Consider the following 14,844-nt stretch of genomic DNA (forward strand, 5'->3'; position numbering starts at 1 on the left):
TTCCAAAAACTGCATATTCAGTCTGGAATTTGGAATTTTTTTATTCTTTTTTTTCTACTTTTATGATCTATTAAAATAAAATTAAATGAATATTCAAGACATTCATAACTTGTTTTTAAAATGCAGTTCTCTTTCAATTGATACTAGAAAAATTGAAAAAGATTCTATGTTTTTTGCTATAAAAGGCGAAAATTTTGATGCAAATACTTTTGCTAAAGAAGCGCTTGATTTAGGTGCATTATATGTTGTTATAGATAATGAATCGTATTTTGTTGATGACAGAACTATTTTGGTTAAAAATAGTTTAGAAACGCTTCAGGAACTGGCAAAATTTCACCGTAATTATTTAAAACTACCAATCGTTGCTCTTACTGGTAGTAATGGTAAAACCACTACAAAAGAACTTATTAATGTTGTTTTGTCTAAAAAGTTTAAAACAAAAGCAACAATTGGAAACTTAAATAACCATATTGGAGTTCCTTTGACTTTACTTTCTTTTACTAAAGAAACAGAAATTGGAATTGTAGAAATGGGAGCAAACCACAAAAAGGAAATAGAATTTTTGTGCGAAATTGCCCAGCCGGATTATGGCTATATAACTAATTTTGGAAAAGCACATTTAGAAGGATTTGGAGGAGTGCAAGGTGTTATTGAAGGCAAAAGTGAGATGTATAAGTATTTGTCTAAAAATGATAAAACTGTTTTTGTAAATCTGGAAGATCCTATTCAAATTGAAAGATCAACCGGAATTAAATCTTTTACTTTTGGAATTAATAAAGAGTCTGCTGACTTAAATATTAAAAGTATTGAAGCCAATCCTTTTGTTATTGTACAATATGCTGATTTTAAAGTTGAGTCTCATTTAATAGGACTTTACAATGCGAATAATATTAATGCAGCGGCTTCAATTGGGAAATATTTCAATGTTGAAGATACTTTGATAAAAGAGGCAATCGAAAACTATATTCCGGCAAATAACCGATCTCAGTTATTAAATAAAGGTACAAATCAAATTATTCTGGATGCGTACAATGCAAATCCGAGTAGTATGGCAGTGGCAATTACTAATTTTCTTCAGTTAGAAAATCAAAATAAAATCATGATTCTGGGTGATATGTTCGAACTTGGTAATGAAAGCCACGACGAACATAAAGCTATTGTCGAATCTTTATCAAATCAGGATAAGTCTAAATGTTATTTGATTGGAAAATCATTTTACGAGAATAAAATTTCAAATGAAAACATTCAGTTTTATGAAACATTTGATGCTTTTGCTGATTATCTAAAAACGGTTCATTTTACTGATAATACAATTTTAATAAAAGGATCCAGAGGAATGGCGCTGGAACGTACTTTAGATTATATATCTTAAAAAAAATATCCGACTCAAGTCGGATATTTTTTTTATATACTCATTAAAAAGCCAATTAGGTTTTCTTTCTTATTCAAGCCTAATTTTTTTCTTAGCCTATAGCGCGCAAGTTCTACACCGCCGCCGGAAATATTCATGATTTCGGCAATTTCTTTTGTAGACATATTCATTAACAAATAGGTTGATAAATCAAGTTCACGCGGCGAAATAGTTGGATATTTTTCTTTTAAACGCTTCAAAAATTCAAAGTGAACATTCTTGATGTGTTTTTCGAGATCTTTCCAGCTTTTGTCCGTATTAACTTCTTTTACGATGCTCTTATGCAGTTTGTTAAATTCGAATTTTGTTGTATCATCCAGAATATTAGTATCAATATCTTTTAGTTTGTGAATAATTCCATTTAAAACCTTGTTTTTCTTTACAACCTGAAGAGAATTATTCACAAGTTCTTTATCCTTTGCCAGGATTTTTATTTGAAGCTTATCATTTTTTAGCTTTTCGATTTCTTTTTCTAGTTCGTGCTGTTCATGTCTGATTTTCGATTCTTTTTCAAGATATAATCTTCTTTGTTCTATTGTTTCGTAGTATTTTGTTTTTCTAATTTTTGACTGAATTCGGTTTGATGTAATATAAATTCCGGCTAAAAACAAAACAGAATATAATAGATATGCTAGAAAATGACGGTACCATGGAGGTGAAATGGTAAAATTTACCTGGCTGATGTCCGAAACTATTCCGTAACTGTTTTTTGCCCTTATTTTCATTTTATAACTGCCTTCTCTTAAATTAGTGTATTCTTTTATAGCAAGAGTTGACCAATTTCTCCAATTATCATCAAACGGTTCTAACTTATACGAATACATTACGTTTTCCTGATTTTCATAAGTTGGAGATGAAAATGTGAACTTTACGTGGTTGGAACTGTATGGCAGAGAGAATTCTTTTTCTGCAGTGTTGTTTAGATTTCCTATTAGAATAGTGTCTTCTGGAAAAGAAAAACTTTCAATAAAAGCTTTTGGTTTTGTAATAAATGAATTAGAAATTTTTGAGTCATAATGTGTTAATCCATCGGTTAGCCCAATAAATATATTACTTGGATCAATTGTATTTATGGAAATATAATTGTTTACAAGATTACCTGTAAGGTTCGAAAAGGGTGCTTGGTTTTTGGTAAAACTGCCATTGTAGTTTTTCGTTAATACACCCAATGATTCGTTATATGAATACCATAAATTTCCAGATGAATCTTCTATTAATGTTTTTATAGGAGGGATATCCTTAAATAATGAGCTGATTTTTGTGTCTTCAAAAAAGGATTCCTGTTCCTGAGAAAATCTGTAAAAATGATTTTTAACCTGAAAATATATTTTTTTATTTACATATTGCAAACTTCCAATTCCTTTATATTTAGATGAAATTTGACTGTGTTTTTTAATATAATCGAATCGTTTTAAATCGTCAGAAAGTACCATTTGATATAAGTAAGGATCTTTCTTCAGCCATAAATAATTGGCATCCATTGCTATTTCAAATGTATTGGTAGTTTCGTCAAATCCTTCAACTTGGTTTACGAATTCCATTCCATTTGCTCCCTTTTTAAATATTGAAAAACCATTGTAACTTTCACCAATTACATAATTTTCGTGGTTAGGAATGGGTTTAAAACCAAAATATCCTTTCGTATCCAACACTTTAGATACTCTGTTATGATCAATAACTAAAGCACCGCTGTTGCTGGCGCACAATAAAGTGTTATTTATTACCTGAACATTCCAGGCTTGTGCTATAGTTCCTTCAACTTTATTAAAAGGTTCGTCTTTAAAAGGTTTGGTCCATGGATGGTAAAATAATCCCTGATTTGTGGCAACATATAAATTTCCGTTGTAAATAACTGATGAGTAAACTGTTCCGATATTATAACTGTAGTCAAAAAAAGTAAAAGGTGAATTTTCGTTTACAAATGTGATACCATTATCAAGTCCAAGCCATAAGTTGTTTTTGCTATCTACAAATGACGTTAGAATGGTGTTGTTTTGAAGACCTTTTTGACGATTAAGATGCTGGATTATCTTTCCGTTTAAATCGCAGACAATAAATCCGTTTAAAACCGAATTTAGAACTATAAACTTGTTTTTTATTATACAGCCGCCAAGTGATGTGTTTTTTTTGATGAATTCGTTAGCTTCAGTATTCCATGGCGAAACAGATTTTCCATCCGTAACAAATAATCCTTTTTCTAATGTTGCCATTAGGAGTTTGTTATTTGGGAGAGGAAATACAGCCCATATTTCTTTATCATTAAAAATATTCGAACCTTTTAAGGCAGTTAATTTTTGGTTTTTATACTCAAGAATTCCTAAAACTTTATCCTGAAAGTATAGTTTGTTATTGACAAGAAATGAAAACTGAAATTTATTTGGAGCGTTTATAAATCTTAATTTATTGTTTTTATAGAAAAAAACTTTAGTAAACGATTGAAATATTACTTCTCCTTTATATATATGTATTCTCCAGATCAGGTTGATGTTTTTATTAGCTTTTTTGTCAATCAGTTTTGAAAGAGAATGATATTTTAATACACCTTTTGAGTCACTTTTGAAATATCCAAATTCATCATTTCCTCCAACAAATATTCTTCCTAAAGAATCAATTTTTACACTTCGAATTGCTGTTCCGGTTGGCAGTGAATATTTGTGCCATGTCGATCCGTCAAATTGAATCAGTCCACTGTTGTTTGCAAAATAGATATTTCCATTTTTATCCTGATCAATATTCCAGTTTTGTGTTCCTCCTTTATATTCTGTTCGTTTATAATTTTTTATTTGAGGTAAACCAATATTTTTCACTTGCCCAAGCATAACCAAGGGTAAGCTTATTACTACAAAATTTAAGAAAAATGATTTTATGAATTTCATAATTTTAGTGGTATATTTTTATAGGTAATGTTTTATTTTTTGATTTAATGATGAATAATGAAGTTTCTAATCCATGATTTTTCTTGATTTTTTTCAATAAAAGCTAAAATAATTGTTTTTCAATAAATGTAGTGTTTATTTTTATAATTAACATTTTAATAACATCCATTATTTTTTATTTAAATATTTAAAAATCAGTTTTTTATAAAAAAAATGATGTGTTTTTGTAATGTATTAAAATTTAGTTTGATGTGTTTTTGTAATGAATTTTAATTACCAATAGTAAAAATTTAACTTTATTATTGCATCAAATTACTAATTAATTAACCAAAATTTTTAGAAAAATGAAATTAACAAAATTACTTATCTTTTGTATTTCATCTCTATTGTTTTCAGTTATCGCAATGGCTCAGGATGTTACGGTAACGGGAACTATTAACGATGAAAGTGGAATGCCCGTCCCGGGAGCAACAGTTTTAATTAAAGGAACTAATAAAGCTACTGCTTCTGACTTTGATGGAAAATTTCAAATCAATGTTCCTTCTAATGGAACTTTAACAATTAGTTTTGTTGGATACGTTACTGTTCAGGAAGCAGTAAATGGAAGAAACAAAATAGCTGTAAAACTTCTGCCAGAATCTCAAAACTTAAATGAAGTTGTAGTTGTTGGATATGGTGTTCAAAAGAAAAGCGTAGTTACTGGTGCAATTTCTAGTGTAAAAGGAAAAGATTTAGAAAATCTGCCAATTACCAGAATTGAGCAGTCTTTACAAGGTAGAGTTTCTGGGGTTTCTATTGCAGCTAATGCAGGTCAGCCAGGCTCTGCTTCGACAATCAGGATTCGTGGATTTACTACTTTAAACAATAATGATCCTCTATGGGTTGTTGATGGTGTTGTTGTAGACAACGGCGGTATAGGATATTTGAATCAATCAGATATTGAATCTATCGAGGTTTTAAAAGACGGTGCTTCTGGAGCTATTTACGGTTCTCGTGCAGCGGCAGGGGTTATCATTGTTACTACTAAAAAAGGTAAAGCAGGAAAAATTTCTGTAAACTACACTGGATTTGCAGGAACATCTCAAGCTGCAAAGAAAATCGATTTGTTAGATGCTTCTCAATATGTTACAATCATGAATGAAGCATATACTAACGGAGGTAAAGCACCATTGTTTCCAACTTTAGACGGAAGTGGTCAGCCTATAAACTATGGTAAAGGTACAAACTGGCAGGATGCTATTTTTAACAACCATGCACAGCGTACTTCACACGAATTAAGTTTCAGCGGAGGTAATGATGTTTCTACATTCTATATGTCTTTTGGTATTACAGATCAGGAAGGTATTGTTACTACTGATATCTCTAATTATACAAGAAAAAATATCCGATTAAACTCTAATCATAAAATTGGAAAATTTGTTAAAATTGGTCAGACTTTAGGATATTCTAATGAAAAAACTATTGGAATTGGTAATACAAATGACGAATTTGGAGGTCCATTGGCATCTGCAATTAACTTAGATCCATTGACTCCGGTTATTGAAAAAGATCCTTCTAAAACTGGTCCGGGTTCAATTTACGCTAACCCAAATACATTAAAAGATGCAAATGGAAATTACTATGGTATTTCTACTATTGTAACTCAGGAAAACACAAACCCATTAGCATATACACAGACAAGATTAGGAAATAATGATTTTGCTGAAAATTTTGTTGGTAACGTTTTTATTGAAGCTGAATTATTACCAGGTTTAAAATTTAAATCTTCTGCTGGTGCAAAATTAGCGTATTATGGTTCTGATAACTTTACTCCAGTGTACTACTTAAACGGAGCTACAAAAAGAGATAAAAATGAGTTGTTCAGATCATACAAAAAATCATTTAGCTGGAACTGGGAAAATACTTTAAACTATACTAAAAAACTTGGTGATCACAATTTCAGTATCTTAATTGGTAAAGGTACTTATGTAGATGGTATTACATCAGGTAACGATGCTACTTACCAAGGTGTTCCTGCAACAACTCACGCTGAAGCTTCTTTCAATGTTGATATTCCATTGTCTGATAAATTTGTAAATGCTTACAATTCAACAGCAGTTGAGCACAGAGTAGAGTCTTTATTCTCAAGATTAAACTACGATTATAAAGAGAAATATATTTTTACTGGTATTATTCGTCGTGATGGTTCTACAAGATTTGGACCAAACCACAAATACGGGACTTTCCCTTCTGTATCTCTTGGATGGGTACCATCTAAAGAAGGTTTCTGGAAAGAAAATAACGTTGTAACTAACTTAAAAATTAGAGGAGGTTATGGTGTAACAGGAAATGACTCTTCTCCTGATTTCTTATACCTTTCTACTATTGGTAACAAAAGAAATTACACTATTGGAGGAACACCAGTACCAGGACAAAGCCCTAACGCTATTCCTAACCCTGATTTAAAATGGGAAGAAACAAAACAAGCAAACATTGGTTTTGAAAGTACACTTTTCCATGACTTTAACTTAAGCGTTGACTTATTTAACAAAAAAACATCAGGTATCTTAATGAAAGTGCCAATTCCTGGATATGTTGGAGCAAGTGGTGATACTTATGCCAACTTAGCAGATATGGAAAACAGAGGTGTTGATATTGAATTAGGTTACCGCAAAAAAATTGGTGCATTGAATCTTTCTGTAAACGGAAACTTCTCTTATATCAAAAATGAAATCACTTATATTGATAAAGGGGTGAATTTTATTGCGGGAGATGAAACAGTACAATCAACTTCTTATGAAATCAACAGAACTCAGGTTGGTCAGGCTTATAACTCATTTTACGGATTTAAAACAAACGGTATTTTCCAAACACAGGCAGATATCGACAATTATAAAAATGCATCTGGTACAGTAATTCAGCCAAACGCAAAACCAGGAGATTTCCGTTGGCAGGATTTAAACGGAGATGGTAAAATTGATGGTAACGATAGAGATTTCTTAGGAACTTCATTACCTAAATTTACTTACGGTTTAACTTTAAACTTAGACTACAAAGGATTTGATTTATTAGTTTTTGGTCAAGGAGCTGGCGGAAACATGATTTATCAGGGATTACGAAGATTAGATATTACAAATGCGAACTACCAAACAGAAGTTTTAGGTCGTTGGACAGGACCAGGATCAACAAATTCTTATCCTAGAGTTACTGTTGACGATACTAACAAAAACTTTACAAATCCATCTGATTTTAATTTACAGAAAGGTGATTTCTTCAGATTCAAAACAATTCAGTTTGGTTATTCATTCCCACAAGAGTGGATAAACAGTATTTCATTAACAAAAGTAAGATTGTACTTAACTGGAGAAAACTTATTTACAATTACTAAGTATACTGGTTTTGATCCTGAAATTGGAGGGCCTACTACAGCTGGAATGAACAACGTACAAGGTGTTGACAGAGGATATTATCCTCAGGCAAAATCGTACATGTTAGGAGTTAATTTGCAATTTTAATTAAAAAAATAAAATATTATGAAACTTATAAGTTTTAAACAATCATTTATCGCTTTTGGAGTGTTATTGGCACTTGCATCGTGCGATACAGATGAAAAGTTGGAAGTAAAAGGTGATGGGGTAGTACTAGAACAAGATTTTTACAGAAATGAAACAGAAGCTTATTCTGGTTTAGTAGCTGCTTATGATAAATTGGGCAAATACGCCGGAGCTATGGAGAATGCACCTTTGTTATTTTTAAATTCTGCATCAGATGATTTTTATGCAGGAGGTGGAGGAGCAGGTGACCAGCCAGGACTTCAGGTAGCATCAAATTATTCTATTACTCCAACTAACATTCCGCCGGCAATCTGGGCAGATTATTACAAAGGAGTTGCAAGATGTAACATTATGGTAGTTAAGCTTCCTGGAATTCCTATGGATGAAACTAAAAAAGCAAGATTCATGGCAGAAGTAAAAGCTTTACGTGCTTATTACTATTTTGACCTTGTAAGAATGTTTAAAAATATTCCATTAATCCTGACACCATTAACAAAAGAAGAAATTCCTTTGGTTATGCAGGCTGCACCAGCAGATGTTTATGCTCAAATTGAAAAAGATTTAAACGAAGCAATCCCAAATTTGCCAATGACATTACCAGCTAATGAATTAGGCCGTTTGACAAAAGGTGCTGCAACAGCACTTTTAGGAAAAGTTTATTTGTATGACAATAAAAAAACTGAAGCTGCGGCACAGTTAGCTTTAGTAAATGGTACACCAGGCGGTACTAGTAGTTTTGGTTACAAACTAATGGAAGATTTTGCTGAATTATGGGATAAAAAACATGAGTTTAACAGCGAATCTATTCTTGAAATCAGCTACTCAGATAAATCAAATGCTGATTGGGGTAACTTTGAAAGAGGTGATGACGAAGGTAACGTAGCTGCTCAATTAATGGGTATTAGAGATTATCATAGAACAGAGGTTGGAATTGCAGCACTACTACCAGATTATATTAATGGATGGGGCTTTTGTGTTGTTAGTACACAATTGGTTACTGCAATGCAAGGTGATCCTCGTTTCGCTTCTACTATAATTAATACAGGTGTTTTAAGAGGTAATACTAGTATTCCACTTGACAAACCTGATCCAACTAGGCTTATAACGTATACTGACAGTTACAACGAGACAGGATACCATTTTATAAAATATGCACCAGTTAATGATGATATTAAAGCGGCAAACCCTTTCTTAAACTTTGGTATTAACACCTATGTAATTCGTTTAGCAGATACTTACTTATTAGAAGCAGAAGCTTTAGGAGGAACAGGAGCAAGAGCACAAGCATTACTTGACGCTGTAAGAGACAGAGTTGGTTTAGCACCAGTACCAGTTTCATTAAATGCAATTTATGAAGAAAGAAGATTAGAGCTTGCAGGAGAAGGACACCGTTGGTTTGACTTAGTAAGAACAGGTCAGGCGGCAGCAAAACTTGCTTTTAAAGGATTTACTGCAAATAAAAATGAAGTATTCCCAATTCCTTATAGTGAGTTTAACAACACTAAAATGGTTCAAAATCAAAATTATTAAAAAAATAAATACGTTAATATTTGAGCCGAATGATAGATTAATCGGAATAATCTAACCTTCAACAAGCTCACTTGTTAATATAATTTGAGTTAAGTTTAAGTTTAAGTTTGGTTGTCAGAATAGCCCATATTCTTTTTGATTATGGGCTATTTTTTAAATAGTGATGCCTAAAACTCAAAAGTCTACTACCTAAAAAAACATATACAATGAAAAAAATTACGTTTATTATTACCACTTGTTTATGTTTTTCTTTATCTGTTTTCTCTCAAAAGAATCAAAAACAGTTACAGAAATTTACAACAGCCAACAAAAAAATAACAGTTTACACTACAGCAGCTAATACTAATTTAAAACTAACTGCAACAGACAATTTAAGCTTTACAGCTTCAAAACAACCTATAGAAACTGAAATATCAGTTTTTGTAGAACCTTCAAAACAATTTCAAACTTTTATGGGAATTGGTGGCGCTGTTACAGATGCAAGCGCTGAAATTTTCGCAAAATTATCTAAAGAAAAACAAGCCGAATTTTTAAATGCTTATTACGATGCACAAAAAGGAATTGGTTATTCATTGCTAAGAACAACGATTCAGAGTTCTGATTTTAGCAGTGCAAGCTATTCTTACATCGAAGAAGGAGATAAAGAATTAAAAACTTTTTCTATAGATCATGATCGAAAATACCGAATTCCATTAATCAAAGAAGCAATAAAAACGGCAGGCGGAAAATTAGTTACCTATGCTACGCCTTGGTCGCCAAACGCTTTTATGAAAAGTAATCAAAGTGTACTTAAAGGCGGAAAATTACTTCCCGAATATTTTCAGCCTTGGGCAAATTTTTATGCCAAATTTATAAAAGCATATAACAAAGAAGGAATTCCAATTTGGGGAACATCGGTACAAAATGAACCAATGGCAACTCAAACTTGGGAATCTTGTTTATATACAGCAGATGAAGAAAGAGATTTTCTTAAAAATTATTTAGGGCCAACATTAAAAAAAGAAGGCCTTGGAGATGTAAAAATCATTGCCTGGGATCATAACAGAGATTTGATGGTGCAGAGAGCAAATGTAATTTTTTCAGATCCTGAAGCGTCAAAATATGTTTGGGGATTGGGTTTTCACTGGTATGAAACATGGACAGGCGCACAGCCAATGTTTGAAAATGTAGCCCGAGTACACGAAGCATATCCGGATAAAAAATTAATGTTTACAGAAGGATGTGTTGAAAGATTTGATGCTGCAAAATATCAGTTTTGGCCAAATGCAGAACGTTATGGAACATCGATGATTAATGATTTTAATAACGGAACTGTTGCCTGGACAGATTGGAATATTCTTTTAGACCAATTTGGAGGACCAAATCACGTTGGAAATTTTTGTTTTGCGCCAATTCATGCAGATACTACTACTGGTGAGCTAATTTACACACCATCATATTATTATATCGGACATTTTTCAAAATTCATTCGTCCAAATGCAGTTCGAGTAAGTTCCGCAGTAAGCAGAAGTTATTTACAAAGTACTTCATTTTTAAATCCAGATGGTAAAATGGCAACAATTGTAATGAACAATACCGATAATGAAATTACATACAATTTTATTATTGCTGCCGAAAAAACAATTGTCAAAATTCCTGCACATGCTATACAAACACTAGTATATTAATTACTGTATTGCAAGTTTTATTATTTAAAGCACATGAAACCTATAAAAAGTATATTACTAACCTCGATAATTATTTCGCAGCTAGGATGTTCTTCATCAAAACAAACGGGAACTTCAAAAAATATTTCGTCTTATTCAAATAAAAAAATTGAAGTTTACACAACTGCCGAAAATTCAAATTTAAAATTATCGCTTTCAAATAATTTGATTTTAAATGAATCTTCAACAGACAGCCCAACTGTTTTTATCGAGATAGATAAAGCTAAAACTTTCCAGACTTTTCTTGGAATTGGAGGCGCTATAACCGATGCAAGTGCCGAAGTTTTTGCAAAATTACCGGCAAAAAAACAGCAGGAATTTCTAACGGCCTATTATGATAAAAATAAAGGAATTGGATATTCTCTGGCAAGAACAAATATTCATAGCTGTGATTTTAGCAGTGAAAGTTATACTTATATTAGTGAAGGTGATAAAGATTTAAAAACGTTTAATATCGATCACGATAGAAAATTTAGAATTCCATTACTTAAAAAAGCAATTCAAAATGCCGGCGGAAAATTAACATTATTTGTTAGTCCTTGGAGTCCCCCAGCTTTCATGAAAAGCAATAATGATATTTTACACGGCGGCGTTTTATTGCCAGAGTTTGCACAATCGTGGGCAAATTATTATGCCAGATTTATAAAAGAATACGAAAAAGAAGGAATTCCAATTTGGGGATTAACGATTCAAAATGAACCAATGGCAACACAACGATGGGAATCATGTATTTATACTCCAGAAGCCGAAAGAGATTTTCTTAAAAACTTTTTAGGACCAACCTTAGAAAAGGAAGGACTTAGCTCTAAAAATGTAATTATCTGGGATCATAACCGAGGTGATATGCTCGAAAAAAGAGCACAATTAGTGTTTTCAGATCCAGATGTTTCAAAATATGCTTGGGGAATTGGTTTTCACTGGTATGAAACATGGAACGGAGGAACTCCAAAATTTGAATCAGTGGGCTGGGTTCATGAAAATTTTCCAAACAAAAATTTAATTTTTACAGAAGGCTGTATCGAAAAATTTGATTCAAATAAATATCAGTTTTGGGGCAATGCAGAACGTTACGGAATCAATATGATTAATGATTTCAATAACGGAACAGTTGGCTGGACAGACTGGAATATTCTTTTAGATCAAAATGGAGGACCAAATCATGTTGGTAATTTTTGTTTTGCTCCCATTCATGCCGATACAAATTCCGGAGAGTTAATTTATACTCCAATGTATTATTATATTGGTCATTTTTCAAAATTTATTCGCCCAGATGCTAAAAGAATAAAAGAAACTGTAAGCAACGATAAACTTTTGAGTACTTCGTTTAAAAATACCGATGGAAAAATTGCAACAATAGTAATGAATCAGTCAGAAAAAAATGTGATATACACGATCACTTTTGATTCTCAAAAACATACAATTTCAATACCGGCACATGCAATGCAAACGCTGGTTTATTAAGATTTCTATTTTATATTAATTTTAAAATCATAAAATGAAAAATATAAAGTTTTTTGCACTTATGTTTCTTTTTTGTGGAGCAGCATGGAGTCAGCAGGTAAAAAATAAAGCAGAAATAGACGCTAAAGTTTCTGAATTATTGTCAAAAATGACACTTGAAGAAAAAGTGGGACAAATGACCCAAATTACAGTAACCAATTTTGAAGACACTAAAAAGCCAGGTTATTTTGATGCTGTTAAATTAAAACAAGGAATTCAGGATTATCATATTGGATCAATATTAAATGTTCCAAATCCCGGAGCGCCAACAACTAAAAGATGGCAGGAAACCATGACTGCAATTGCCAATGAGGCAAATAAAACAAGACTTAAAATTCCAGTTTTGTACGGTATAGATGCAATTCATGGAGCAAGTTATACAGCAGGAGCTACATTTTTTCCGCAGCAAATAGGTTTAGCAGCGACATTTAATACAGAATTAGTAAAACGCGGAGCAGAAATTTCGGCTTATGAAACCAGAGCTTCTTCAATTCCATGGATATTCTCACCAGATTTAGATTTTCCAAGAAATCCAGCCTGGTCAAGAATGTGGGAATCTTTTGGAGAAGATGCCTATTTATCTTCAAAAATGGCTGTTGCTTTAGTTGACGGTTTTGAGGGAAATAATGTAGGGTCTAAATACAGTGTTGCATCTTGTATGAAACATTATATAGGTTACGGAAGCACAACTACAGGAAAAGACAGAACGCCAAGTATTATCCCTGAACGTATTTTAAGACAATACGATTTAACAATATATCAGGCAGCAATAAAAGCTGGTGCAAAAGGTGTTATGGTGAGTTCAGGAGAAATTAACGGAACGCCGGTTCATGCCAGTAAACATTTAATTACAGATATACTTAAAAAAGAACTTGGTTTTTCGGGAGTTGTAGTAACAGACTGGAAAGACATTATTTATCTGAACACCAGACATAAAGTTGCAGAAACAAAAAGAGATGCTGTGCGCATTGCTGTTATGGCAGGAATCGACATGAGCATGGTTCCGGAAGAATTTTCTTTTTACACTGATTTAGTTGATTTAGTAAAAAAAGGTGAAGTTCCAATGTCTAGAATTGATGATGCTGTAACACGAATTTTAAGGATGAAATATGAATTAAATTTATTTCAAACTACTGTAGCTGATTTAAAAGATTATCCAAAATTTGGTTCTCAGGAACATATTCAGGAAGCATATAATACAGCTGCAGAATCAATTACATTATTGAAAAATAATAACGCTGTTTTACCATTAAATAAAACCGAGAAAATATTAGTTACAGGTGCAACAGCCAACAGTATGAAATACCTTAACGGAGGCTGGTCATACACTTGGCAGGGTGAAAACTCAGATACCTATGCAGCTGATAAATTCACCATTTTAGAAGCATTTCAAAATAAATTAGGCAAAGAAAATGTATTATATACTGCCGGCGCAGATCTTGAAAAAGAAGATGATGCCGAAATTCAAAAAGCAGTAGAATTAGCAAAAAGCGCTTCTAAAATTGTTTTATGTTTAGGAGAAAAAAACTACACAGAAACTCCTGGAGACATCAGCGATCTTTACATGAGTGCTTCTCAAATAAAACTGGCTTTGGCTTTAGCAAAACTAAATAAGCCGATTATTTTGGTTTTAAATGAAGGAAGACCAAGATTAATAAGCAATTTTGAAGACAAAATGAACGCTGTTGTTCAATGCTATCTTCCGGGAAATGAAGGAGCAAGAGCATTAGTTGATATTTTGTATGGCGATGTAAATCCAAGCGGAAGACTGCCATATAATTATCCAAGATATCCTAACTCATTAGAAAAATACAATAGAAAATATACCGAAAGTATTTCTGAAGGCGAACAAAATAACGACGCTAAGTATGAGAAAAGTTACCTGCCTCAATTTGAGTTTGGAACAGGGTTGTCATATACCACTTTTAGTTATTCTAATTTAAAAATTGACAAAACAGAAATCAATAAAACAGACGAAATTAATGTTTCGGTAGATATTTCCAACACTGGAAAAGTGCAAGGTAAAGAATCTGTTTTATTGTATTTGTCAGACAATTTTGCTTCAATAACCCCTGAGGTTAAAGCATTAAAAAGATTTGAAAAAATCGATTTAAAGCCAAATGAAACTAAAACTGTAAAATTTACTTTAAACCAAAAAGATCTGCAATTTGTAAATGAAGATCTAAAATGGATTTCTGAAAAAGGAACTTTTACAATTCAAATTGGAGATCAGAAAAAGGACTTTCTATTGAAATAAATTACCTAAACCTGTAAAGTTTTATGATTTT

At 32.2% G+C, this 14,844-nt stretch carries 7 protein-coding genes; 6 read left to right on the top strand and 1 reads right to left on the bottom strand.

Going from position 1 to position 14,844, the window contains the following annotated elements; genetic code table 11:
• Positions 1 to 85: 85 nt before the first annotated feature.
• A complete protein-coding gene (locus ABD859_RS08240) occupies positions 86 to 1,372 on the top strand; it encodes a UDP-N-acetylmuramoyl-tripeptide--D-alanyl-D-alanine ligase (protein WP_345142754.1) in 1,287 nt (428 codons plus the stop codon).
• 32 nt (positions 1,373 to 1,404) lie between these two features.
• On the opposite strand, the gene ABD859_RS08245 is transcribed toward ABD859_RS08240, so the two are convergent.
• Positions 1,405 to 4,287: a helix-turn-helix and ligand-binding sensor domain-containing protein gene (locus tag ABD859_RS08245; RefSeq protein WP_345142757.1), complete on the bottom strand. Its 2,883-nt coding sequence runs from the start codon at positions 4,285 to 4,287 to the stop codon at positions 1,405 to 1,407.
• A 344-nt stretch (positions 4,288 to 4,631) separates the two neighbouring features.
• On the opposite strand from ABD859_RS08245, the gene ABD859_RS08250 reads away from it, so the two are divergent.
• From ABD859_RS08250 to ABD859_RS08270, 5 genes are all read left to right on the top strand, one after another.
• Positions 4,632 to 7,781, top strand: coding sequence for a SusC/RagA family TonB-linked outer membrane protein (locus ABD859_RS08250; protein ID WP_345142760.1), 3,150 nt, complete (start codon positions 4,632 to 4,634; stop codon positions 7,779 to 7,781).
• 18 nt (positions 7,782 to 7,799) lie between these two features.
• Positions 7,800 to 9,350, top strand: a complete 1,551-nt coding sequence (locus tag ABD859_RS08255) for a RagB/SusD family nutrient uptake outer membrane protein (RefSeq protein WP_345142763.1) — start codon at positions 7,800 to 7,802, stop codon at positions 9,348 to 9,350.
• A gap of 206 nt (positions 9,351 to 9,556) precedes the next feature.
• Positions 9,557 to 11,017, top strand: coding sequence for a glycoside hydrolase family 30 protein (locus ABD859_RS08260; protein ID WP_345142766.1), 1,461 nt, complete (start codon positions 9,557 to 9,559; stop codon positions 11,015 to 11,017).
• A gap of 33 nt (positions 11,018 to 11,050) precedes the next feature.
• Positions 11,051 to 12,517: a glycoside hydrolase family 30 protein gene (locus ABD859_RS08265; RefSeq protein WP_345142769.1), complete on the top strand. Its 1,467-nt coding sequence runs from the start codon at positions 11,051 to 11,053 to the stop codon at positions 12,515 to 12,517.
• Between the two features lie 34 nt (positions 12,518 to 12,551).
• The gene (locus ABD859_RS08270; protein WP_345142772.1) at positions 12,552 to 14,813 is read left to right on the top strand and encodes a glycoside hydrolase family 3 N-terminal domain-containing protein; all 2,262 of its coding nucleotides are present in this window, start codon (positions 12,552 to 12,554) and stop codon (positions 14,811 to 14,813) included.
• The last annotated feature ends 31 nt before the right edge of the window (positions 14,814 to 14,844 follow it).

The organism is Flavobacterium ginsengiterrae, from assembly GCF_039539785.1.
Taxonomy (GTDB): Bacteria; Bacteroidota; Bacteroidia; order Flavobacteriales; family Flavobacteriaceae; genus Flavobacterium; species Flavobacterium ginsengiterrae.

Coding starts and splice junctions, on each gene's coding strand:
- ABD859_RS08240 (WP_345142754.1), top strand. CDS start 86: ATGAATATTCAAGACATTCATAACTTGTTTTTAAAATGCAGTTCTCTT.
- ABD859_RS08245 (WP_345142757.1), bottom strand. CDS start 4,287: ATGAAATTCATAAAATCATTTTTCTTAAATTTTGTAGTAATAAGCTTA.
- ABD859_RS08250 (WP_345142760.1), top strand. CDS start 4,632: ATGAAATTAACAAAATTACTTATCTTTTGTATTTCATCTCTATTGTTT.
- ABD859_RS08255 (WP_345142763.1), top strand. CDS start 7,800: ATGAAACTTATAAGTTTTAAACAATCATTTATCGCTTTTGGAGTGTTA.
- ABD859_RS08260 (WP_345142766.1), top strand. CDS start 9,557: ATGAAAAAAATTACGTTTATTATTACCACTTGTTTATGTTTTTCTTTA.
- ABD859_RS08265 (WP_345142769.1), top strand. CDS start 11,051: ATGAAACCTATAAAAAGTATATTACTAACCTCGATAATTATTTCGCAG.
- ABD859_RS08270 (WP_345142772.1), top strand. CDS start 12,552: ATGAAAAATATAAAGTTTTTTGCACTTATGTTTCTTTTTTGTGGAGCA.